At 63.1% G+C, this 21,812-nt stretch carries 21 protein-coding genes; 7 read left to right on the top strand and 14 right to left on the bottom strand.

Features of this window, described 5'->3' with window-relative positions:
* Positions 1-24 precede the first annotated feature (24 nt).
* The gene (ettA, locus tag JG746_RS16070) at positions 25-1,674 is read right to left on the bottom strand and encodes an energy-dependent translational throttle protein EttA (RefSeq protein WP_202359018.1); all 1,650 of its coding nucleotides are present in this window, start codon (positions 1,672-1,674) and stop codon (positions 25-27) included.
* A gap of 256 nt (positions 1,675-1,930) precedes the next feature.
* Here ettA and JG746_RS16065 point away from each other — a divergent pair, with 256 nt between their 5' ends.
* Positions 1,931-3,217: a GGDEF domain-containing protein gene (locus tag JG746_RS16065; protein WP_202359017.1), complete on the top strand. Its 1,287-nt coding sequence runs from the start codon at positions 1,931-1,933 to the stop codon at positions 3,215-3,217.
* A 1-nt stretch (position 3,218) separates the two neighbouring features.
* Here JG746_RS16065 and JG746_RS16060 read toward each other — a convergent pair whose 3' ends face one another.
* Together JG746_RS16060 and JG746_RS16055 are read right to left on the bottom strand one after the other, a co-directional pair.
* Positions 3,219-3,830, bottom strand: coding sequence for a hypothetical protein (locus tag JG746_RS16060; RefSeq protein ID WP_202359016.1), 612 nt, complete (start codon positions 3,828-3,830; stop codon positions 3,219-3,221).
* Positions 3,831-3,920: 90 nt separating this feature from the next.
* Positions 3,921-4,928 (bottom strand): ribonuclease T2, encoded by a 1,008-nt coding sequence (locus JG746_RS16055; protein WP_202359015.1) that lies wholly within the window; start codon positions 4,926-4,928, stop codon positions 3,921-3,923.
* 182 nt (positions 4,929-5,110) lie between these two features.
* On the opposite strand from JG746_RS16055, the gene JG746_RS16050 reads away from it, so the two are divergent.
* From JG746_RS16050 to JG746_RS16040, 3 genes are all read left to right on the top strand, one after another.
* On the top strand, positions 5,111-6,040 hold the full coding sequence (locus JG746_RS16050) for an alpha/beta fold hydrolase (protein ID WP_202359014.1): 930 nt from the start codon (positions 5,111-5,113) through the stop codon (positions 6,038-6,040).
* 123 nt (positions 6,041-6,163) lie between these two features.
* A complete protein-coding gene (locus JG746_RS16045; RefSeq protein WP_202359013.1) occupies positions 6,164-7,339 on the top strand; it encodes a CaiB/BaiF CoA transferase family protein in 1,176 nt (391 codons plus the stop codon).
* On the top strand, positions 7,336-8,985 hold the full coding sequence (locus JG746_RS16040) for a thiamine pyrophosphate-binding protein (protein WP_202359012.1): 1,650 nt from the start codon (positions 7,336-7,338) through the stop codon (positions 8,983-8,985). The genes JG746_RS16045 and JG746_RS16040 overlap by 4 nt, the downstream gene beginning before the upstream one ends.
* Positions 8,986-9,032: 47 nt before the next feature.
* On the opposite strand, the gene JG746_RS16035 is transcribed toward JG746_RS16040, so the two are convergent.
* Together JG746_RS16035 and JG746_RS16030 are read right to left on the bottom strand one after the other, a co-directional pair.
* Entirely contained in the window at positions 9,033-9,476 is a 444-nt protein-coding gene (locus JG746_RS16035; protein ID WP_202359011.1) for a CHRD domain-containing protein, read from the bottom strand.
* 164 nt (positions 9,477-9,640) lie between these two features.
* The gene (locus JG746_RS16030) at positions 9,641-10,924 is read right to left on the bottom strand and encodes a cystathionine gamma-synthase family protein (RefSeq protein WP_202359010.1); all 1,284 of its coding nucleotides are present in this window, start codon (positions 10,922-10,924) and stop codon (positions 9,641-9,643) included.
* 121 nt (positions 10,925-11,045) lie between these two features.
* Here JG746_RS16030 and JG746_RS16025 point away from each other — a divergent pair, with 121 nt between their 5' ends.
* Positions 11,046-11,504 carry an Lrp/AsnC family transcriptional regulator gene (locus tag JG746_RS16025; RefSeq protein WP_202359009.1) on the top strand — a complete coding sequence of 153 codons (459 nt, stop codon included), beginning with the start codon at positions 11,046-11,048 and terminating at the stop codon, positions 11,502-11,504.
* Between the two features lie 57 nt (positions 11,505-11,561).
* Here the strand turns inward: JG746_RS16025 and JG746_RS16020 are convergent, their stop codons facing one another.
* Genes JG746_RS16020 through JG746_RS16005 form a run of 4 tightly spaced genes read right to left on the bottom strand, consistent with a single transcriptional unit; the run spans position 11,562 to position 15,409 of the window.
* Positions 11,562-12,533: an ABC transporter substrate-binding protein gene (locus JG746_RS16020; protein ID WP_202359008.1), complete on the bottom strand. Its 972-nt coding sequence runs from the start codon at positions 12,531-12,533 to the stop codon at positions 11,562-11,564.
* Between the two features lie 41 nt (positions 12,534-12,574).
* Positions 12,575-13,729, bottom strand: a complete 1,155-nt coding sequence (locus JG746_RS16015; protein ID WP_202359007.1) for an ABC transporter permease — start codon at positions 13,727-13,729, stop codon at positions 12,575-12,577.
* Positions 13,726-14,604, bottom strand: a complete 879-nt coding sequence (locus JG746_RS16010; RefSeq protein ID WP_202359006.1) for an ABC transporter permease — start codon at positions 14,602-14,604, stop codon at positions 13,726-13,728. The genes JG746_RS16015 and JG746_RS16010 overlap by 4 nt, the downstream gene beginning before the upstream one ends.
* 13 nt (positions 14,605-14,617) lie before the next feature.
* A complete protein-coding gene (locus JG746_RS16005) occupies positions 14,618-15,409 on the bottom strand; it encodes an ABC transporter ATP-binding protein (protein ID WP_056571950.1) in 792 nt (263 codons plus the stop codon).
* 145 nt (positions 15,410-15,554) lie between these two features.
* Between JG746_RS16005 and JG746_RS16000 the strand changes: the two genes are divergently transcribed.
* A complete protein-coding gene (locus JG746_RS16000; protein WP_015317160.1) occupies positions 15,555-15,959 on the top strand; it encodes a cupin domain-containing protein in 405 nt (134 codons plus the stop codon).
* A 17-nt stretch (positions 15,960-15,976) separates the two neighbouring features.
* Here JG746_RS16000 and JG746_RS15995 read toward each other — a convergent pair whose 3' ends face one another.
* The 5 genes from JG746_RS15995 to JG746_RS15975 all read right to left on the bottom strand — a co-directional run bounded on the left by JG746_RS15995 (position 15,977) and on the right by JG746_RS15975 (position 20,927).
* On the bottom strand, positions 15,977-16,354 hold the full coding sequence (locus tag JG746_RS15995) for a hypothetical protein (RefSeq protein ID WP_202359005.1): 378 nt from the start codon (positions 16,352-16,354) through the stop codon (positions 15,977-15,979).
* Between the two features lie 31 nt (positions 16,355-16,385).
* Positions 16,386-16,757: a hypothetical protein gene (locus JG746_RS15990; protein WP_202359004.1), complete on the bottom strand. Its 372-nt coding sequence runs from the start codon at positions 16,755-16,757 to the stop codon at positions 16,386-16,388.
* 2 nt (positions 16,758-16,759) lie between these two features.
* Positions 16,760-18,211: a dihydropyrimidinase gene (hydA, locus tag JG746_RS15985; RefSeq protein WP_202359003.1), complete on the bottom strand. Its 1,452-nt coding sequence runs from the start codon at positions 18,209-18,211 to the stop codon at positions 16,760-16,762.
* 65 nt (positions 18,212-18,276) lie between these two features.
* On the bottom strand, positions 18,277-19,527 hold the full coding sequence (locus JG746_RS15980) for a Zn-dependent hydrolase (protein ID WP_202359002.1): 1,251 nt from the start codon (positions 19,525-19,527) through the stop codon (positions 18,277-18,279).
* A gap of 71 nt (positions 19,528-19,598) precedes the next feature.
* Complete coding sequence (locus tag JG746_RS15975) at positions 19,599-20,927, bottom strand: aspartate aminotransferase family protein (RefSeq protein WP_202359001.1); 1,329 nt, start codon at positions 20,925-20,927, stop codon at positions 19,599-19,601.
* A 242-nt stretch (positions 20,928-21,169) separates the two neighbouring features.
* Here JG746_RS15975 and JG746_RS15970 point away from each other — a divergent pair, with 242 nt between their 5' ends.
* On the top strand, positions 21,170-21,805 hold the full coding sequence (locus tag JG746_RS15970; protein ID WP_202359000.1) for a TetR family transcriptional regulator C-terminal domain-containing protein: 636 nt from the start codon (positions 21,170-21,172) through the stop codon (positions 21,803-21,805).
* Positions 21,806-21,812 lie beyond the last annotated feature (7 nt).

Below are 21,812 nucleotides of genomic sequence, written 5' to 3'. Positions count from 1 at the left end.
AGAATTCACCGCCCGAACGATCCCCTACCGCGTCAGCCGCTTGTGCGTCATGCGGTGCGGGGCCGCCGCTTCGGCGCCCAGGCGCCGCAGCTTGTCCTTCTCATATTCCTCGAAATTGCCTTCGAACCATTCGACATGCGCGTTGCCTTCGAAGGCCAGCATATGGGTCGCCATGCGGTCGAGGAACATGCGATCGTGGCTGATGATGACGGCGCAGCCGGCATAGGCTTCGAGCGCGTCTTCCAGCGCTCCCAGCGTTTCGGTGTCGAGATCGTTGGTCGGTTCGTCGAGCAGCAGAACATTGCCGCCGTTCTTCAGCATCTTGGCCAGATGCACGCGGTTGCGCTGGCCGCCGGAGAGGTTGCCGACCTTCTGCTGCTGATCGCCGCCACGGAAGTTGAAGGACGAGCAATAGGCGCGGCTGTTGATCTCGTGCTTGCCGAGCTTGATGATTTCGGCGCCGCCGGAGATTTCTTCCCACACGGTCTTGCTGCCATCCAGCGCATCGCGGCTCTGGTCGACATAGCCGAGCTTGACCGTCTCGCCGATGCGCACGGTGCCCGCATCCGGCTTTTCCTGGCCGGTGAAGGTCTTGAACAGCGTCGTCTTGCCGGCGCCGTTCGGGCCGATGACGCCGACGATGCCGCCCGGCGGCAGCCGGAACGACAGGTTCTCGATCAGAAGTTCGTCGCCAAAACCCTTGTTGAGGCCTTCGACCTCGATGACGACGTTGCCGAGGCGCTCGCTCGAAGGGATGACGATCTGCGTGTCGGTCGGCTTGCGGTTCTGCGACTGCTCGACCAGTTCCTCATAGGCCTTGATACGCGCCTTCGACTTGGTCTGGCGAGCCTTCGGCGAGGACTGGATCCATTCGCGCTCGCGCCAGATTGATTTCTGGCGGGCGTCATCCTCGCGGCCTTCCTGGATCAGGCGCTTGGCCTTGGCGTCGAGATATCTGGTGTAGTTGCCCTCATAGGGAATGCCGCGGCCACGGTCGAGTTCGAGGATCCAGCCGGTGACATTGTCGAGGAAGTAGCGGTCGTGGGTGATGATGAGCACCGAGCCCGGATAGTCGCGCAGGTGCTTTTCCAGCCATGCCGTGGTCTCGGCATCGAGATGGTTGGTCGGTTCGTCGAGCAACAGAAGGTCGGGCTGACGCAGCAGAAGCTGGCAAAGCGCGACACGGCGGCGCTCGCCGCCCGACAGGTTGGTCACTTCGGAATCGCCTGGCGGACACTGTAGTGCGTCCATCGCCATCTCGACTTGCTGCTCGAGATCCCAAAGGTTGAGCCTGTCCATTTCGTCCTGCAGCTTGCCGGACTCGTCCGCCGTCTCGTCGGAATAGTTCATCATCAGTTCGTTGTAGCGCTCGATGATGGCCGTCTTCCGTGCGACGCCTTCCATGACGTTTTCCATCACGGTCTTTTTGGGGTCGAGATGCGGCTCCTGCGCCAGGTAGCCAACGGTCGCGCCCTCGGCCAGCCATGCCTCGCCCTGAAACTCCTTGTCGAGCCCGGCCATGATGCGCAGGATCGTCGACTTACCCGAGCCGTTAGGCCCGAGAATGCCGATCTTGGCGTCCGGATAGAAGGACAGATGGACATTATCGAGCACCTTCTTGGTGCCGTAGGCCTTCGACAGGCCGGACATGTGATAGATGAATTGGCGTGCCACGCGCGCTTTCCCTGAAAAACTGACTGGATTTGCCGATTTGAATGGAGGTTGGCCGCTATGTAGGCGATGCGGCGGCGAACGGCAATCGCTTTTGCCGGATCAAGCCGAACACACGGACAAGTGTGCGCCGACCGACGAGTTTTCCAACGGTCACGAGGCGCGTTGAAATCTCCGGTTAACCCTTCCGCGTCAAAACAGGATCGGGGTGGAATCGCTGGCTGGCCACGATTCCTGTAGAGAAAGCGGATCGACGGCATTGCTGAACAGTTTCCTGCTCCTTGCCGAGGCGGTCGTCTACTTCAGCGTCATGGTGACGCTTTTCCGCTTCAGGAAGCGCATTGGTCTCGGCGTCTTCGTCTGCGCGCTCGGCGTCATGCATTTCCTGGAAACCTATCTCGCCAGCGTCTTTTATGTCGCGCTGCCGTTCGGCCTGGTCTCACCGGGCTCGGCTGTGCTGTTTTCGGGCAAGCTGGTGATGCTGCTCCTGCTCTACATCAAGGAGGACGCCGCCACCGTGCGCCAGCCCATCTACGGCCTGCTGCTCGGCAATGCGCTGATGATCGGGCTGGTGCTGCTGTTGCGCCTGCATGCCATCGCGCCGCTCCCCGACGGCAAGGTGCCAGACATCGGCTTCATCGACGAGATGGGCTGGCTGATGGTGTGGGGCACGACGCTTTTGTTCATCGACGCCATCCTGATCATCCTGCTCTACGAAAGACTCGGGCGTACCCTGCGCAAGGCGCAGTTCGCGCGCATCCTGATCTGCGTCGCCTGTGTGCTGACCTTCGACCAGGCGGGCTTCTTCACCGCGCTGCATTTCGTCGCCGGCGCGCCGATCGCCGTCTTCTTCGGCGGCTGGTTCGCCAAGATGGCGGCGGCGCTGGCCTTCAGCGGCATGCTCGTGGCCTACCTCAAATGGTTCGAGGCCCGCGACATTGCGCTGCCGCGTGGCCTGACCGACATTTTCGAAACGCTGACCTATCGCGAGCGCTATGAAGCGCTGGTCGAGCATGTCGGTCGCGACGGCCTGACCGGCCTGCTGCATCGCGGCCGCTTCGACGCCGACGGTGAAGCCGCCGTCGAGGTCAGCCTGCGCACGGCGAGACCTCTCAGCCTGCTGATCATCGATGTCGATCATTTCAAGTCCATCAACGACCGCTTCGGCCATGCCGAGGGCGACAAGGTGCTGAAAGCGGTGGCCGCCCTGCTCCGCGAAGTGGCGAGCGCCGAAGACCAGGTGTTCCGCATCGGCGGCGAGGAATTCGCCATCCTGAGTTCACGCCCGCATCCCGTCGCCAGGCTGTTTGGCGAGAGCATCCGCTACGCGGTCAAGGCATCGGCCGTCACCGGCCGTCTCGAGTTGACCGTCAGCGCCGGTGTTTCAACCGTCGGCGAAACGACGCGCTGCCTTGCCGATCTGTTCGCGCTTGCCGACCAGCGCCTCTACAAGGCGAAGTCGACCGGGCGCGACCGCGTCGTCGGCGAACCGGGAGGCCATGAGCCGGACGCCGCCGTCGCCTGGACGAAATCGGCGCAGTTCTGATCTAGGATTTTCTCTGTCGCGCAATTCCGGTCAGCGTCGAGACCGCCATCAGCGCGATTGCCAGCCATTTCAACGCGGTGATGATTGGCCCGGCCTGGATGTCGTAGGCAATGAACAAAAGAATTCCCGGCACCAGCAGGCCGCACATAATCAGCATGATGCGGTTGATCTGCCAGGAGACTTTTGTGGCCAAGGCCTCGTCGCCCGATGCGGGGACCAGCGCCGCGCGCAGCGTCTTGCCGCCCACCAGCATGGCCGAGAGACGCATCGAGATCGGCAGGCCGAGCCCGATGATGAGGAAGGCGCAGGCGGCGAGCAGCAGCGAGAACTTCAGCGCGCTGGTTTCCGCCGGTATCGGGAACAGCAGCGTCGCCAGCGGCAGGAAGACGCCGAACATGCCGAGCGCCGCGATAGCGATGAAGATCGCCGCATTGACGATCGTGAACAGCTGGTAGGTGCCGGGGCCGATCGGCTGCGACAGCGTGCGCATGCGCGCCCATTCGCTATCGGTATAGGAAAAGCCCGGCCACTCCATCCGGGCATTATTGATCGAAACCATGCCCTTGGCCCAGAAGGCCAGCCGCGCCAGCGCACTGCTTGTCATGCCATTCATTGCCGCCCCCGTTCAATGATGCCGAGACAGCATAGCATCACTTCACGGGCCGGCGACAGCCGTCGACGGCGTGTCGAAAGCCGCGGGTCCTTACTGGAACCCGATCGCGTCGACGGTGCCTATCGGGCAACCAGCCTTGTTGGTCGGCACCGAGGCCAGTAGCAGGTCCTTGAGCGAAGCGTTCGGGCCGATCGGGCCGGCAAGGCCGAGCGTCAGTTCGCCGATCAGCCGCCGGCCGTTTGAGGGGTCGATGACGCAGGACACCCGCACGCGATCCCCTGCCCCGGCGCCAAAGGCGGTGTCGAAGGCGCCACGGATCTGGTCCGCCGTCAGCTTGCCGCCAATGGTCTTGGCGAAGAGTTCGCGCACCGGCGAGGCGTTGACCTGCCGCATCAGGCCGAGCGCGTCGGAAAAGTACTCCTGTTGGCTCTTGCCGTAGCAGGTGCCGTGCTTGATCCATTCATGCCGTTCGAGCTGGGAGGCCGTGCCCGGCATCACCTGATCGAGCTCCTTGCGCGTACCGGCATCGAGATTGACCGGCGGCAGATCCTTCCAGTGGGCAGGATTGTCATTGGCCTTGTCGCTGGCCGCCACCTGGCAATAGAAATTGCCGTTCGGCTGCGGCCACAGCCCATGCAAGGTGAAGTTGGTGGCATCGAACTCGCCAGGGTTCTGCGCCTTGCATTCGGTCTTGCTGGACTTGGTCTCGCAGAAAGCCGGCTGCCAGCTCAGGGCGAAGACATATTCGGGTTTTCCCGACGCGGCGGGCTTGCCTTGTCCGCCAGGTGCGGCCGGCGCCGTCGCGGCATTGCTGCCCGACAGATGGCCGCAAGTGACCTTCACCCAGCGGCGCTCCGGATCGGCGCCCGGCACCAGGATCAGATAATGCGTCGGCGCGTCCTTGTTGCCGGCAAGCAGCTGGTAGCTCTGTCCGGCATCGGTCGAGACATTGCCGGGGTTCTTGCCGTTCTTGATGGCCTGTGTCGCCGGACAGGCGGCGTCGGCAACGAAGGTGCCGTTCATCTTGACGTCGGCATGCGCAGCATTGGCCAGCGATGCCGCCAGCATGGCCAATCCGAAAACGACACCAATGCGCATGAGAAATCCCCGGCTGAACAAGTTGGCGACAGACTGAAGCTGTCTCCATGTCAGAATTGCGATATTTTGCTGGTCCGTGGCAAGAAAGATCGTCGCGCAAAAACAGTTGCTGTGGATTGACGCAAAACCGGCGTCAGCGCAAACAAAACCAACAACGACAAAATGAGGGAGAGAGGGCGGCCATGCCTTTCAATCAGCAACGCATGGTCCGCTCACCCACAGGCGCCGATCTCAATCTCCTCATCAGGCAGGCCGAAGGCCGGCCACGCGCCGTCGTCCAGATCAACCACGGCCTGGCCGAGCACGCGGCGCGCTATGCCCGCTTTGCCGATTTCCTCGCCGCGCGCGGCTTCCACGTCTATGTCCATGACCATCGCGGTCACGGCGCGACCAGGGCGCCCGACGCGCCGCTCGGTAAATTCGCCGACTGGGATGGCCGGGCCAAGGTGATCGCCGATGTCGATGCCATCCACGATCTCATCGCCAGCGAATGCCCAGGCCTGCCGGTTATCCTCTTCGGTCATTCGATGGGCGCGTCGGTGGCGCTGAACTACCTTTTGGAACACTCACCACGTGTCCATGCCGCCGCGATCTGGAACGGCAATTTTTCACAAGGCCTGCATGGGCAAGTGGCGCTCGGCATCCTCGCCTGGGAGCGGATGCGCCTGGGCTCCGACGTCCCGTCCCGCCTGCTGCCGAAACTCACCTTCCAGGCCTGGGGCAAGGCGGTGCCCAATCACCGCACGCTGTTCGACTGGCTGTCGCGCGACGAGGCGGAGGTGGCGAAATACATCGCCGATCCGCTGTGCGGCTGGGATGCTTCCGTCTCGATGTGGCGCGACGTGGTCTCGATGGCGCTCAACGGCGGCAAGGATGCCGCCTTCGCCGGCGTCCGGCGCGACCTTCCCGTCGCCATCGTCGGTGGCGAGAAAGATCCCGCCTCGGACTATGGCAAGGGCATCACCCACCTCGCCAATCGGATGCGCGCGATGGGCTTTTCGAATCTCGTTTCAAAGGTTTACGCCGACACCCGCCACGAAAGCCTGAACGAGGTGAACCGCGACATCATCATGAACGATTTCGCCGCCTGGGCCGATGGCGTGCTGAAATAGCGCCCCGAATCCCTTTGGAACCGGCCTGTTGGCCCATCGCAAGGGCCGTGACAGCCGGTGCCGGGCTTGATAGAGGCTCTGCTTTCGCGGCAATCACGGTGATTGCGGCAACCACGGTGACTTATGGCCGAACCACCCCTGAAAGGCGTCCGCGTCGTCGAACTCGCCCGCATCCTTGCCGGGCCATGGGCCGGGCAATTGCTTGCCGATCTCGGCGCCGACGTCATCAAGGTCGAAAGCCCCGATGGCGGCGACGACACCCGCAAATGGGGTCCGCCCTTCGTCATGAGCCATGACGGCGAGAACTTGTCGGCCGCCTACTACCATTCCTGCAATCGCGGCAAGCGCTCCATCGCCATCGACTTCTCGACGCCCGAAGGTGCGGAAACCATCCGCCGTCTGGTCGCCACATCGGATGTGCTGATCGAGAATTTCAAGCTCGGCGGCCTGAAGAAATACGGGCTCGACTATGACAGCCTGCACAAGATCAACCCGCGCCTCGTCTATTGCTCGATCACCGGCTTCGGCCAGGATGGGCCATACGCGCCGCGCGCCGGCTATGACTTCATCATCCAGGCCATGGCCGGCATGATGTCGATCACCGGCGAGGTCGGGCGCGAGCCGCAAAAGGCCGGCGTCGCCATCTCCGACATCTTCACCGGCCTCTATTCCGTCATCGCCATCCAGGCCGCGTTGCGGCACGCCGACCAGACCGGCGAAGGCCAGCATATCGACATGGCGCTGTTCGACACCCAGATCTCGGCGCTCGGCAACCAGAACCTCAACTATCTCGTCTCCGGCAAGTCGCCTGTGCAAATGGGCAACGCGCATATGAACATCGCGCCCTACGAGGTGGTGCCGGTACGCGACGGCCACATCATCCTGGCGGTCGGCAATGACGGTCAGTTCGCCAAATTCTGCGCTGCCGTCGGATTGGATGCGCTGTCGACCGATCCCGATTTCGCCACCAATCCGGCCCGGGTCGCCAACCGGGTGAAGCTGCGCGAACGCATTGTCGAGGCGCTGAGTACGGTCGATCGCGACCCGCTGCTGGCCAAGCTGGAAGCGGCAAGCGTGCCGGCGAGCCCGATCAACACGATCGGCCAGATGTTCGCCGACCCGCAGACCATCGCGCGCGGCATGCGGCTCGACCTCGACGACGGCCATGGCAATCTTCTGCCTTCGGTGCGCGCGCCGATGGTGATGTCGGGCACGCCCCTGGTCTACGAGCGCCCCTCGCCGCGCCTTGGCGAACACACGCAAGAAATCCTTGCCGAACTGGAGAGGTCCGGGAAATGAAGACCGGTGGACAACTGATCGTCGACGCGCTGGAAGCCAACGGCACCGACCGCATCTTCTGCGTGCCGGGCGAATCCTACCTGGCGGTGCTAGACGCGCTGCACGATTCATCGATCCGCACCATCGTCTGCCGCCAGGAAGGCGGCGCCGCGATGATGGCCGACTGCCAGGGGCGGCTGACCGGCCAGCCCGGCATCTGCTTCGTCACCCGCGGCCCCGGCGCCACCAACGCATCCGCGGGCATCCACATCGCCATGCAGGATTCGGTGCCGCTCATCCTGTTCATCGGCCAGGTCGCCAGCCACGCCAAGGAGCGCGAGGCGTTCCAGGAGGTTGACTATAAGAGGTTCTTCGGCGACATCGCCAAATGGGTGGTCGAGATCGACGACGCCTCCCGCATCCCCGAATTCGTCACCCGCGCCTTCGCGGTCGCGACGTCAGGCCGCCCTGGACCGGTTGTCATCTCGCTGCCCGAAGACATGCTGACCAGTGAAGTCGAGGCGCCGGAAGCCCTTCCCCACACGCCGGTCGAGACCTATCCCGGCGGGGCCGAACTCGATGCGCTGGAAATGCTGCTTGCCGGCGCCAAGCGACCCTTCGTCATCCTCGGCGGCACACGCTGGAATGAGGAAGCGGTTGCACGGATGCGCGCCATATCGGAGGCATGGTCGCTTCCCGTCGGCTGCTCTTTCCGCCGCCAGATGCTGTTCGACCATCTTCACGCGAACTACGCCGGCGACGTCGGCATCGGCATCAACCCCAGGCTGGCTGCGCAAATCAAGGCGGCCGACGTCGTGCTCTTGATCGGCGGGCGCTTGGGCGAGATGCCCTCTTCCGACTATACGCTGCTGAAAAGCCCTTATCCCGACCAGGCGCTGGTGCATGTCCACGCCGACGCCGGCGAGCTCGGCCGGGTCTACCGGCCGACGCTGGCGATCAACGCCTCGCCCGCCGCCTTCGTCGAGGCCTTTGTCAAGCGCAAGCCAACCGACACGCCAACATGGGCGACTGAGACAGCGAAAGCGCATAGCGCCTATCTCGAGTGGTCGACGCCGCCGCAGACAGGCCCGGGCGACGTGCAGATGGGTCCGATCATGAACTACCTGGAAGAGGAACTGCCGCACGACGCCATCTTCGCCAACGGCGCCGGCAACTACGCCACCTGGGTGCATCGTTTCCACCGCTTCCGCCGTTTTGCGACCCAAGCGGCGCCGACCTCCGGCTCGATGGGCTACGGCACACCGGCGGCGGTCGCCGCCAAGGCGCTTTATCCGGATCGCACCGTGATCGCCTTTGCCGGCGACGGATGTTTCCTGATGAACGGCCAGGAATTCGCCACCGCCGTGCAGTACGACCTGCCGATCATCGTGATTGTCGTCAACAACGGCATTTACGGCACCATCCGCATGCACCAGGAACGCGAATATCCCGGCCGCGTCGTCGCCACCGATCTCAGGAACCCCGATTTCGCGTCGCTGGCCCGCGCCTATGGCGGCCATGGCGAGACCGTGGAGAAGACGGCCGACTTCGGGCCCGCCTTCGAGCGAGCACGAGCCAGCGGCAAGCCGGCGATCGTCGAAATCAGGCTCGATCCCGAAGCGATCACGCCAACCCGCACGATGACGCAAATCCGCGACAAGGCATAATTCAAGAAAAAGGGGCGGGCGGCCGCCCCTTTTTCAGGCGGTTTGCGCTACTTCGCGGCCTCGATCTGACCGCGGATCTCGCCGTCCTTGTTGGCGGCGGTGTGGAGGTTGACATAGTAGTTGCCGGCTGCCAGGTCGGCGGCCTGCGCGTCCGTCAGCGTAGCCGAGCCCTTGATCGGGCTCTTGAGCTTGCCTTTGAACGGGATCACGGGAGCGGCATTCGCGCCCATCGCCGCCGGGCCGTGAATATGCGCTGCCGTCGCCGGCCCGCTGAGGCCGGAATATTTGACGTCCCAGCTGAGTTTCTTCTTGGTGGTGTCGAAGGTGAGCGTGGCGGTGCCTTTGCCCTTGGTGGTGACGGGCGGGCTCTGCTGGCCGCCATCGAGCGTCGCCTTGTACTTCACCACCTCGGCCATTGCTGGCGAAGCGAGCAGAAAGGCGGTCGAAACGGCCAGCGCCGAAAGCACCGGCAGGAAAGAATATGTGCGCATGAAGAACCTCCGATTGGCTGTGGCATGCGTCGCTGCTCCCCCGGAGCGCGCATGCCTCAACTGCAACGGCTGGGCGGCGCAATGTTTCCCTGAACACGGTTTTGTGACCGGGAAAACAAAAAAGGGGCGATCGCCCGCCCCTTCCAGCTTTGAGAAGAGAGCCGTCAGACCGCCGCCAGCGCCTGCGTCAGGTCGGCGATCAGATCGTCGGGATGCTCGACACCGATTGACAGCCTGACCGTGGTCTCCAGCACGCCGATGCGCTGGCGCACGTCGAAGGGAATGCCGGAATGGGTCATGGCGGCCGGGTGGCTGGCGAGCGACTCCGTGCCGCCGAGGCTCACCGCCAGCTTGAAGATCTGCAACGCGTTGAGAAAGGCGAAAGCCGCCTTCTCCCCGCCCTTGATGTCGAAGGAGAAGGTCGAGCCGGCGCCGCTGCATTGCCTCGAATAGGCGCGGCCCGCCGGCGTGTCCTCGCCCAGGAACGGCAGATAATGCACCTTCTCGACCTTGGCATGGTCACGCAGGAATTCGGCGACCAGGCGCGCATTGTCGTTGGCCCGCTCCATGCGGATCGACAGCGTCTCCAGCGAACGGCCGAGCATCCAGCAGGAATGCGGGTCGAGCTGCGTACCGATCGCGCCGCGCAGCGCCTTGATCGGCTTGGTGACCGCCTTGGCGCCCATCGCCGCACCAGCGATCAGGTCGGAATGGCCGCCAACATATTTGGTCAGCGAATAGACGGAGACATCGGCGCCGTGTTCGATCGGCCGCTGGAACACCGGGCCGAGCAGCGTGTTGTCGCAGACGATGATCGGCGTCGAACCTTGGCTGGCGCCGATCTCGTCGGCGATCGTCCGCATCAACGCAATATCGACCAGGCTGTTGGTCGGGTTCGACGGCGTCTCGATCAGGATGACCGAAACGCGCCCCTTCGCCACCGCGGCATCGGCCGTCGCCCGCACCGCCGCCTCATCGACACCGTCTGCGAAGCCGACAGCACCGATACCGAAGCCGGACAGCGTGCGCGTCAACAGCGTCTCGGTGCCGCCATAGAGCGGCTGCGAATGTAGGATGACATCGCCCGGACGGGCATAGGCGAGCAAGGTCGTGGCGATCGCCGACATGCCCGAAGAAAACAGGATGCAGGCATCCGTGCCTTCATAGATTGCCAGCCGATCCTCGACGATCTCGCTGTTGGGGTGGTTGAAACGCGAATAGACCAGGCCCGACGCCGTGCCGCTCGGCGGCTCCTTGCGCCCGGACGTGTAGTCGAAGAAGTCGCGCCCCTCTTCCGCCGATTTGAACACGAAGGTCGATGTCAGGAACACCGGCGGCTTGACCGCGCCTTCCGAAAGCTGCGGATCGAAACCATAGCTCAGCATCAGCGTCTCCGGATGGAGCTTGTGGTTGCCGATATGGGTTTTCGACGGGCGTGGCGCGGTCATGGCTTTTCCTGCGTTCGAGGGATGTCGCGCCGCAATTTATGCGATCCCGATCAGCCAGTCCTTGCTATTTTCGACCCAGCATGGCTGCTTGGCAGCAAGAAACTGCCCAAGGGAATAAAAATTGCAGCAGAAGATAGCCGATGATTTCGACCTCAGGATTCTCAGGGAACTGCAGGCCGATGCCCGCATCACCAACAATGAGCTTGCCGAGCGCATCGGCCTGTCGCCGTCGCCTTGCCTGAGGCGCGTGCGGCGGCTGGAGGAGACGGGCGTCATCAGGGGCTACACCACGCTGGTCGACCCCGCCGCCTTCGGCTGGAGCATGGTCGCCATCGCCACCATCCGGCTCAGCCGCCAGAACGAGGACGAGATCGTCATGTTCGAGGAGGCGATCCGCGGCTGGGAAGAGGTGCTGGAGTGCCACCTCGTCACCGGTTCGCGCGACTATGTGCTGAAGGTGGTGACCGGCAGCCTCGAACAATATGAGCGCTTCATCAAGGAAAAGATCGCGCGGCTGAAATGCGTCGCCTCGATCGAAACCAGCTTCGTCATGAACACCATAAAGGAACGGCGCCTCTGAGGGCGCCGTTCCAATTTACGTCAGAGCATGATCCTTCGGGACCACGCCCCAACAGGTTTACTTGATCGCCTTGTCGGTGATGGCGGTGGTGTAGGCGCCCTTCGGCTCCTTGGTGATGATCTTCTGGTCGAGCAGCGCCTTGGCAGTGCGCTCATAGGTCGCCGGATCGAGCTTGCCGTCGGCATTGTCGATCAGCTTGGCGACTTCGCTCATCATCCGCTTCTGGTGGTTCTCGTCCTGGCCGCCGCCGTCCATGACGATGCCCGCGGCTTCGTCATTGTTCTCGACGGCGTATTTCCAGCCCTTCATCGACGCGCGCACGAAACGCACCATCTTGTCCTCGAAGGCCGGATCCTTGAGCTTGTCTTCCGACGCATAGAGCCCGTCCTCGAGCAGGTCGTTGCCCATCGCCGAGTAGTTGAACACGGTGAGCTGTTCCGGCTTGTAGCCGGCGTCGATCAGCTGCCAGTACTCATTGTAGGTCATGACCGAGATGCAATCCGCCTGCTTCTGGATCAGCGGCTGCACGTCGAAGCTCTGCTTCAGCACTGTGACGCCGTCCGGACCACCTTCGGTCTTCAGGCCAAGCTTGTTCATCCAGGCATAGAACGGATATTCGTTGCCGAAGAACCAGACGCCGAGCGTATGGCCTTTGAAGTCGGCTTCGGTCTTGATCGGGCCGTCCTTCGGGCAGACCAGCTCCATGCCGGCCTTCTTGAACGGCTGGGCGATGTTGACAAGCGGCACGCCCTTTTCGCGTGCGGCCAGCGCTCCACCCATCCAGTCGACGATGACATCGGCGCCGCCGCCGGCGATCACCTGCTCGGGCGCAATGTCCGGGCCGCCCGGCTTGATGTCGACGTCGAGGCCTTCGGCCTCATAGAAACCCTTGGCCTTGGCGACATAGTAGCCGGCAAACTGCGCCTGGGTGACCCATTTCAGCTGCAACGTCACCTTGTCGGCGGCCATTGCCTGGAACGCGGCCAGCGACATTGCGCCGGCCAGAACGGGAATAATCAGCTTTTTCATTCTTTTACCCTCTGGAGTTAGTGCCCTTAAACCCACCGCCCCTATCCACCACGGACAGAGGGATGCCAAAACGTGACGGCTCTTTCGACAAGAGCGACCACGCCATAAAAGACCGAACCCGCAAGTGCTGCAACTGCGATTTCGGCCCAGACCATGTCGATGTTCATCCGCCCGACCTCGGTCGAGATGCGGAAGCCCATGCCGACAACGGGCGTGCCGAAGAACTCGGCGACGATGGCGCCGATCAGCGCCAGCGTCGAGTTGATCTTCAGCGCGTTGAAGATGAAGGGGGCTGCAGCCGGCAGCCTGAGCTTGATCAGCGTCGGCCAGTAGCCAGACGCATAGGTGCGCATCAGGTCGCGCTCCATATGGCCTGATGCGGCAAGGCCTGCGACCGTGTTCACCAGCATCGGGAAGAACGTCATGATGATGACGACCGCCGCCTTGGACTGCCAGTCGAAGCCGAACCACATCACCATGATGGGTGCCACGCCGATGATCGGCAGCGCCGAGACCATGTTGCCGATCGGCAAGAGCCCGCGCCGCAGGAACGGCACGCGGTCGGCGAGGATGGCAACGATGAAGCCGGCGCCGCTGCCCACGACATAGCCGAACAGCACCGCCTTGAAGATGGTCTGCCGCACATCGGCGCCAAGTATAGGCAGCGAACTGACGATGCGCACGCCGATGGCGCTGGGCGGCGGCAACAGGATGAAGGGAATGCCGGCGCCCCGCGTCACCGCTTCCCAGATGATCAGGATCCAGGCGCCGAAGATGGCCGGGATGATCAGGCGCAGCGCGTTCCGGGCCGAACCCGCCATTGGGCGAAGCCCCGACAGCACCGCCACGCAGCGCCAGCCGAGCAGCCAGGCGGCCGTGAGCAGCAGGAAGTACGGCGCCAATGCCGTGCCTTCGAACCCGGCAATGCCCGAGATCAGCAGCCAGGCAACGAGATGGGCGCCGACGAACAGCACGACGGCTTCCGCAAGCGATGGAATCCTGGTCATCGAGACCAGCGCCGCCACGATCGCCAGGCAGAGCATCAAGCCCTTGGTTCCGAGATAAGGGTAGTTGATGCTGGCCGCCGGGTCCGCAAGAGCTGCTGCTTCCGGCTTCGACATGGCGCCGAGCGCCACCGCGATCAGGCACAGCACGATCGCCAGCACGGCTTGCCAGGAAGGTTTCAGCCAGTTCATGCCGGCCTCCCGCCCATGGCGCGGTCGACGATGCGGCCGGCAATACCAACCACCATGACCAGCAGTGCCGCCACGATCGAACCGGCGACCAGCGCCGACCAGATGTCGATGGACTGGCTGTAGTAGGCGCCGGCAAGCAGCTTGGCGCCGATGCCGGCGACCGCGCCCGTCGGCAGTTCGCCGACGATGGCGCCGACGAGGCTCGCCGCCACCGCCACCTTCATGGAGGTGAACAGGAACGGCACCGAGGCCGGCACGCGCAGCTTCCAGAAGGTCTGCGAGGGGCTGGCATTATAGGTGTGCATCAGATCGAGATGCATGATCTCGGGCGAGCGCAGCCCCTTCACCATGCCGACGGTGACCGGGAAGAACGACAGATAGGTCGAGATCATCGCTTTCGGGATCAGGCCGGTGACGCCGATAGCCGCGAGCACCACGATGATCATCGGCGCCACCGCCAGGATGGGGATGGTCTGCGAGGCGATGATCCACGGCATCAGGCTGCGGTCGAGCGTCGCCACATGGACGATGCCGACGGCGATGATGATGCCGAGCGCGGTACCGAAGGCAAAGCCGAGCAGCGTCGACGACAGCGTTATCCAGGCATTGTAGACGAGGCTGCGGTTCGAATTGATGGGCCGCAGGAACGTGTTCTCGAAGAAGTTCACCGCCACCTGGTGCGGCGCCGGCAGCGTCGGCTTCGGCTGCGCAAGCGTCTTGCCGATGAATTCGACGGCGCCGGGCGTTTCGTTGGCACGGGTGTCGAGATCGCGCTGGAACGGCGCGTTGAGGATGACGGCGAAGACGTACCAGAGGACGACCACGCCGGCGAGGATGGAGGTTACGGGAACGAGCTTGTCGCGGAAGGAGTCCATCTAGCGGGCCGCCTCAATCATCATAACTGTGCCCTGCCCTCAACCCATCCCGCACGCGCGCCGCGATCGCCAAAAACTCCGGCGTTTCGCGGATATCCAGCGGCCGCTCCTTGGGCAGCGTCGATTCGATGATGTCGCTGACCCGGCCAGGCCGTGGAGACATGACGACGATGCGCGTCGACAGATACACCGCTTCCGGGATGGAGTGGGTGACGAAGCAGATGGTCTTGTTGGTGCGTGCCCAGAGCTGCAGCAATTGCTCGTTGAGGTGATCGCGCACGATCTCGTCCAGCGCGCCGAACGGCTCGTCCATCAAGAGCAGGTCGGCGTCGAAGGCCAGCGCGCGGGCGATCGAGGCGCGCTGCTGCATGCCACCGGAGAGCTGCCAGGGATATTTCTTCTCGAAGCCTGACAGATTGACGAGGTCGAGCGTGCGCTTGATACGCTCCGCCTGCTCCGCCCTGGACAGGCCCATGATCTCCAGCGGCAGGGCGACATTGCGTTCGATGGTGCGCCACGGAAACAGCGCGGCGGCCTGGAAGACATAGCCATAGGCGCGTTTCTCGCGCGCCTGCTCCGCGGTCATGCCGTTGACCGAGATCGTCCCCGAGGTCGGCTTCTCCAAATCGGCGATAACGCGCAGCAGCGTGGTCTTGCCGCAGCCCGACGGCCCGATGAAGGACACGAACTCACCTTTGCCGATGGTCAGGTCGACATTGGACAGCGCCTGGACCGGCCCGTCATTGGTCTGGAAGGTAAGGCCAAGTTTGCTTGCCGCAACGACGGCTGGCGAAATCCCTGTCATCGGCCGTTGCCTGCCCGTTCTCGCCACAGGGGCGCCGGCCGGATTCCGATTGCTTTTATCGCGATGTTGTTTTCCACTTACCCTGTCCCATTTGGCCCAGTCCCACCAAGCCTGTCCCACTCAAATCGACGCCCGGAGTTCCCCGATGTCGCCCAAACCCACTTGTCATCTTATCCGCCCTGAAAGCACTTATGAAGGCAAGCAGGGTTTAACCTATTTCGCCGGCATCGCCACCGAGTCGGTCGGCTCCTCCGGTATCTGCATGCATGTTCTCACCATGCCGCCCGGCGCCCGCGCCAAGGCGCATCTGCACGAGAACCACGAAACGGCGATCTACGTGCTCTCCGGCGAGGTCCATACCTGGTATGGCGACCGGCTCGAGCACCATATCGTCGTCAAGGCCGGCGACCTCTTCTATATCCCGGCCGGCGTGCCGCATCTGCCGGCCAATCTGAGCAATGCCCCGTCCTCGGCCGTCATTGCCCGCACCGATCCCAACGAACAGGAAAGCGTCGTCCTGCTGCCGGAACTGGATGCGCTGGTCGCCTGAGGTCGACGGGATCGCCGTCATTTGCACCGCGAGACTTCCCCCATCACATTGCCGTCCGCATCGGCGATCGTCAGCTTCTTGGCGTTCTTGGCACTGCGCTTGATGGTGAAATTGGTCGGCGCCTGTCCGTCTTCGCCTTCCGCCTCGCATGTCGCCGTCACCACCAGCGATCCGTCAGCCTGCGCTTGCGTCTTCGTGAAGGTGCAGGCGCTGGCCGCGGTGATCAATTCCTTGTCGGTCAAGAGCAGCATCTGATCGGCGGCGACTTCCTGGCCGTTGCGGTTGATGCAGCCATATTTGTCGCCATAGGGCTTCGACAGGTCGATGCCTGCCGCGAAGGCCTGACCGGCGGCCAAAACGACGACCATCGCAACAGGCAGACCAAAACCGCGCATGCTCATCCCCCAGATCCCAATGCTCAAGACATCACGAACATGATTGCAGCGGCCCCATTTCCTCAAGGCCGGGAATGGTGACGAAGAAGCCATCCGCACCCTTGTTGGTGACCAGAATTGTTTCGATCGTCGTTCCCGCTTCGCCCTCGGCCGAACAGGTCGAACGCAGCGATTGCGTGCCCGGCTCCGATGTCAATTGCTGTTCGAACCGGCAGCCACTGCCATAGGTCTCGATGCCTTCGGCGGTCAGCAGGATATAGGCATCGCTGTCCTGATAACCGGCCTTCACGCCGGCACAGCCGACATCATTGCCCCAGGAGCCGGCCAGCACGCCGGCCGCGATTGCCGGGCCAGTGACAAACGCCGCCAAGACCAACAGGATGAGCGCGGTGGAACGCGCCAAGCTCAAACCCCCGTCGCCGGGATGCCTGAGCGTTCCACCTTGCGCGGCGCCGTGATCTCTTTCCACGTCGACAGCGCCCGGTTGACAGCGGCGTTCGGCTCGCGCCCGACGAACTGGCCGTGGCCGGGCTTGGTCTTCACTTCGGCCTCCTCGATCGACAGTTCACCGCGCGAGAAGACGAAGCGCGGCAGTCCGGTCACCTCGACGCCCTCGAAGACATTGTAGTCGATGACCGACTGCTGCTTCTTCGAAGAAATCGTCTTCTTGCGCTTCGGATCCCAGACGACGATGTCGGCATCCGCACCTTCGACGATGGCGCCCTTCTTCGGATACATGTTGAGGATTTTTGCGATGTTGGTCGAGGTCACCGCGACGAACTCGTTCATCGTCAACCGACCGGTGTTGACGCCCGTGGTCCACAGCATTGGCAAGCGGTCCTCGAGGCCGCCCGTGCCGTTTGGGATCTTGGTGAAATCGCCGATGCCGTTGCGCTTCTGCTTGGTGGTGAAGGCGCAATGGTCGGTCGCCACCACTTGCAACGATCCCGCCTGCAGGCCGGCCCATAGCGAATCCTGGTGCAGCTTGTTGCGGAAGGGCGGGCTCATCACGCGGCGCGCCGCGTGGTCCCAGTCCTTGTTGAAATACTCGGTCTCATCCAGCGTCAGGTGCTGGATCAGCGGCTCGCCGAACACCCGCATGCCCTTCTGCCGCGCCCGGCGGATGGCCTCGTGGCTCTGCTCGCAGGAGACATGCACGACATAGAGTGGCACGCCCGCCATGTCGGCGATCATGATGGCGCGGTTGGTGGCCTCGCCTTCCACTTCCGGCGGCCGCGAATAGGCATGGCCCTCGGGACCATTGTTGCCCGCGGCGAGCAGCTTTTGCGAGAGTGCTGCAACCACATCGCCATTCTCGGCGTGCACCAGCGGCAGCGCGCCAAGGTCGGCGCAGCGCTGGAACGACGCGTACATCTCGTCGTCATCCACCATCAGCGCGCCCTTGTAGGCCATGAAGTGTTTGAACGAGGTGATGCCCTTGTCGACGACGGTCGCCATCTCGTCGAACACCTGCTTGCCCCACCAGGTGATGGCCATGTGGAAGGAATAGTCGCAGGCAGCCTTGGACGTCTTGTTGTCCCACATCTGCAGGGCTTCGAGCAGCGATTGCTGCGGCGACGGCAAGCAGAAATCGACCACCATCGTCGTGCCGCCGGCGAGGGCCGCCCGCGTACCGGATTCGAAATCGTCGGCCGAATAGGTGCCCATGAACGGCATTTCGAGATGGGTGTGCGGGTCTATGCCACCGGGCATGACATAGCAGCCGGTGGCATCATACTCGTGATCGCCGTGCAGGTCCGAGCCGATGGCGACGATCTTGCCGTGGCTGAACAGCACGTCCGCCTTCCACGAGCGGTCGGCGGTGACGACGGTGCCGTTCTTGATGACTTTGGTCATTTTCTTGTTCCCTTGTTCTCTTCGCGCTTCTTTGTGAGCGGCGTTTGGAATCTAGATGTCTAAGTTCACTCCACGATGACGGCCGTCTCCACAACCGCGTGGAACAGCACGTCGGCACCGGCCGAGGCCCATTCCTTGGTGATCTCTTCCGCTTCGTTGTGGCTGAGGCCATCAACGCAGGGGCACATCACCATGGCCGTCGGCGCCACGCGGTTGATCCAGCAGGCGTCATGGCCGGCGCCGGAGACGATGTTGCGGTGAGAGTAGCCAAGCCGTTCGGCGGCATCGCGAATCGCCTTGACGCAGCCCTTGTCGAAGGTCACCGGATCGAAATGGCCGACCTGCTCGATCTTGTATTTGATGTCGAGCGCATCGCAGATCGTGTCGATGCCTTCGCGGACACGCGCATCCATGGCGTCGAGCACTTCCTTCTCCGGCGACCGGATGTCGACGGTGAAGACGGTTCGCCCGGCAATGATGTTGCGCGAATTGGGATAGGCTTCCATATGGCCGACCGCCCCGACGGCGTCGGGCTGGTAGTCCATGGCGATCTCGTGCACCAGTTCGATCACCCGGGCCATGCCGAGCCCGGCATTGCGGCGCTTGGGCATCGGCGTCGAGCCGGTATGCGCTTCCTTGCCGGTCAGCGTCACCTGCAGCCATTTCAAGCCCTGGCCATGGGTGACCACGCCGATGTCGATGTCTTCGTCCTCGAGGATCGGCCCCTGCTCGATATGCAGTTCGAAGAAAGCGTGGATCTTGCGATCGCCGACCTTCTCGGTGCCCTTCCAGCCGATGCGCTCCAGTTCCTCGCCGAATTTCTTGCCGTTCTTGTCCGTGTGCTCATAGACGTCGGCCTGGTCGAGCACGCCGGCGAACACGCCCGACGCCATCATCGCCGGCGCAAAGCGCGCGCCTTCTTCATTGGTCCAGTTGGTGACGACGATGGGATGTTTGGTCTTGATGCCGAGATCGTTGAGCGAACGCACCACCTCCAGCCCGCCGAGAACGCCAAGCACGCCATCATATTTGCCGCCGGTCGGCTGCGTATCGAGATGGCTGCCGACATAGACCGGCGGCAGGCTGGGATCGGTGCCTTCACGGCGGGCAAACATGGTGCCCATCTCGTCGACGCCCATTTCGAGCCCGGCATCATCGCACCAGCGCTTGAACAGATGCCGTCCCTCGCCGTCCTCGTCGGTCACGGTCTGGCGATTGTTGCCGCCGGCAATGCCGGGGCCGATCTTCGCCATTTCCATCAGCGAATCCCACAAACGGTCTGAATTGATTCGCAGATTCTCGCCGGGTGCGGCCATTCAAAGTCCTTCCATTTCATGATCTGGGCGGGTGGCGGTTCCCATCGCCACCCGCCCAGATAAAAGCGAGTTTAGTCTATCGACCGCAGCACTTCACGCACATGGTCGATCAGTTCGTTGATCTGGCCCTTGGTGACGATCAGCGGCGGCGACAGCGCGATGATGTCGCCGGTGGTGCGGATCAGCGCGCCGCGCTCGAACGCCTTGACGAAGGCCGAGAACGCGCGCTTGGTCGGGCTGCCGGGGATCGGCGCCAATTCGATCGCGCCAATCAGGCCGATGTTCCTGATGTCGATGACATGCGGCTCGCCCTTCAGCGAGTGCAGCGCGTCCTCCCAATAGGGCGCCAGTTCCTCGCCACGGGTGAGCAGGCCCTCTTCCTTGTAGGTGTCGAGCGTGCCCAGGGCAGCGGCGCAGGCAATCGGGTTGCCCGAATAGGTGTAGCCGTGGAAGAACTCGATCATGTGCTCGGGGCCGGTCATGAAGGCGTCGTGGATTTCCTTCTTCACGAACACAGCGCCCATCGGGATGACGCCGTTGGAGACGCCCTTGGCGGTGGTCATGATGTCGGGCGTGACGCCGAAATAATCGGCCGCGAACGGCGCGCCGAGACGGCCAAAGCCGGTGATGACCTCGTCGAAGATCAACAGGATGCCGTGCTTGGTGCAGATTTCGCGCAGCTTCTGCAGATAGCCCTTGGGCGGCAGGATGACGCCGGTGGAGCCGGCGACCGGCTCGACGATGACCGCAGCGATGGTCGAGGCATCATGCAGGGCAACGATGCGCTCCAGTTCGTTGGCGAGTTCCGCGCCATATTCCGGCACGCCTTTCGAGAAAGCGTTCTTTTCCGGCAGATGCGTGTGCGGCATGTGGTCGACGCCGCCCAGCAGCGTGCCAAACATCTTGCGGTTGGAGACGATGCCGCCGACCGAGATGCCGCCGAAATTGACGCCATGATAGCCGCGCTCGCGGCCGATCAGGCGGGTGCGCGCGCCCTCGCCTTTCATGCGGTGATAGGCGATCGCCATTTTCAGCGCGGTCTCGACCGATTCCGAACCGGAATTGGTGAAGAAGACATGGTCCATCCCCTTGGGCGCGATGTCGACCAGGCGGTTCGCCAACTCGAACACGATGGGATGGCCCATCTGGAAGGCAGGGGCGTAGTCGAGTTCGGCGGCCTGGTGCTGGATCGCTTCGGTGATCTTCGGACGGCAGTGGCCGGCATTGACGCACCACAGGCCGGCGGTGCCGTCCAGCACCTTGCGGCCATCGCTGGTGGTGTAATGCATGTCCTTGGCGGACACGAACATGCGTGGCGCCTGCTTGAACTGCCGGTTTGCCGTGAACGGCATCCAGAAGGCGCTGAGATCGTTCGGCGTGACTTTCAGCCGGTTGGACATGACCAAGACTTCCCCTTGTAATCTGTTTCGGTGCGTCCAACGCTTGGTCTTTGCGCCGTTTTCATGCTACGCAAATTTTTGACCGATTGGACAAACGTTAGCACCGCCCTGTCGGCGGTCAAGGGATTACTAGCGGAAATGCGGCTCCTGAAGTGCGTTCCACAGCCCGGGGAAAAACTGGTCCAGAGAATTGGTCCAGATGCCTCTGAACGCGAGATTTGGCAACATGAGGGTTCGCAACGGTGAACACCGGCACGGAAGCCCCTCGCCGCACCCGCATCCAGCAGGAAAAGCGCGAACTTATACTGGAGGCGGCACTCGAAGTGTTCTCCACCCATGGCTTCCGTGGCTCGACCATCGACCAGATCGCCGAAGCCGCCGGCATGTCGAAGCCGAACCTGCTCTATTACTTCCGCCGCAAGGAAGACATTCACGAGACGTTGATGCAGCGCCTGCTCGACACATGGCTGGCGCCGCTGCGCGAACTCGACGACATCGGCGATCCGATGACCGAACTCAGGAGCTACATCAGGCGCAAGCTCGAAATGGCGCGCGATTTCCCGCGCGAGAGCCGGCTGTTCGCCAACGAAATCCTGCAAGGCGCGCCGCGCATCATGCCACTGCTGGCCGGTGAGCTGAAAACGCTGGTCGACGAGAAGGCCGCCGTCATCAAGGGCTGGATGCGCGCCGGCAAGATCGCCAAGACCGACCCCTGGCACCTGATCTTCTCGATCTGGGCAACGACGCAGCATTATGCCGATTTCGACGTGCAGGTCCGCGCCGTGCTCGGGCCGAACCGCGGCGGCGACGGCCGCTTCGAGGACGCGGCGAGGTTTTTGGAGCAGTTGTTCCTGGATGGGCTGAAGCCGAAGGGCTGACTGTCGC

Origin of the sequence: Mesorhizobium sp. 113-3-3 (assembly GCF_016756495.1) — a bacterium.
Classification (GTDB): domain Bacteria; phylum Pseudomonadota; class Alphaproteobacteria; order Rhizobiales; family Rhizobiaceae; genus Mesorhizobium.
The sequence above is the reverse complement of the archived record's forward strand: the minus strand, read 5'-3'. Positions and strand labels throughout refer to the sequence as shown.

Bases quoted from the DNA above. Each gene is read 5' to 3' on its own strand.
- JG746_RS16060 (WP_202359016.1), bottom strand. From the start codon at position 3,830: ATGAATGGCATGACAAGCAGTGCGCTGGCGCGGCTGGCCTTCTGGGCC.
- JG746_RS16055 (WP_202359015.1), bottom strand. From the start codon at position 4,928: ATGCGCATTGGTGTCGTTTTCGGATTGGCCATGCTGGCGGCATCGCTG.
- JG746_RS16050 (WP_202359014.1), top strand. From the start codon at position 5,111: ATGCCTTTCAATCAGCAACGCATGGTCCGCTCACCCACAGGCGCCGAT.
- JG746_RS16045 (WP_202359013.1), top strand. From the start codon at position 6,164: ATGGCCGAACCACCCCTGAAAGGCGTCCGCGTCGTCGAACTCGCCCGC.
- JG746_RS16040 (WP_202359012.1), top strand. From the start codon at position 7,336: ATGAAGACCGGTGGACAACTGATCGTCGACGCGCTGGAAGCCAACGGC.
- JG746_RS16035 (WP_202359011.1), bottom strand. From the start codon at position 9,476: ATGCGCACATATTCTTTCCTGCCGGTGCTTTCGGCGCTGGCCGTTTCG.
- JG746_RS16030 (WP_202359010.1), bottom strand. From the start codon at position 10,924: ATGACCGCGCCACGCCCGTCGAAAACCCATATCGGCAACCACAAGCTC.
- JG746_RS16020 (WP_202359008.1), bottom strand. From the start codon at position 12,533: ATGAAAAAGCTGATTATTCCCGTTCTGGCCGGCGCAATGTCGCTGGCC.
- JG746_RS16015 (WP_202359007.1), bottom strand. From the start codon at position 13,729: ATGAACTGGCTGAAACCTTCCTGGCAAGCCGTGCTGGCGATCGTGCTG.
- JG746_RS16010 (WP_202359006.1), bottom strand. From the start codon at position 14,604: ATGGACTCCTTCCGCGACAAGCTCGTTCCCGTAACCTCCATCCTCGCC.
- JG746_RS16005 (WP_056571950.1), bottom strand. From the start codon at position 15,409: ATGACAGGGATTTCGCCAGCCGTCGTTGCGGCAAGCAAACTTGGCCTT.
- JG746_RS16000 (WP_015317160.1), top strand. From the start codon at position 15,555: ATGTCGCCCAAACCCACTTGTCATCTTATCCGCCCTGAAAGCACTTAT.
- JG746_RS15995 (WP_202359005.1), bottom strand. From the start codon at position 16,354: ATGCGCGGTTTTGGTCTGCCTGTTGCGATGGTCGTCGTTTTGGCCGCC.
- hydA (WP_202359003.1), bottom strand. From the start codon at position 18,211: ATGACCAAAGTCATCAAGAACGGCACCGTCGTCACCGCCGACCGCTCG.
- JG746_RS15980 (WP_202359002.1), bottom strand. From the start codon at position 19,527: ATGGCCGCACCCGGCGAGAATCTGCGAATCAATTCAGACCGTTTGTGG.
- JG746_RS15975 (WP_202359001.1), bottom strand. From the start codon at position 20,927: ATGTCCAACCGGCTGAAAGTCACGCCGAACGATCTCAGCGCCTTCTGG.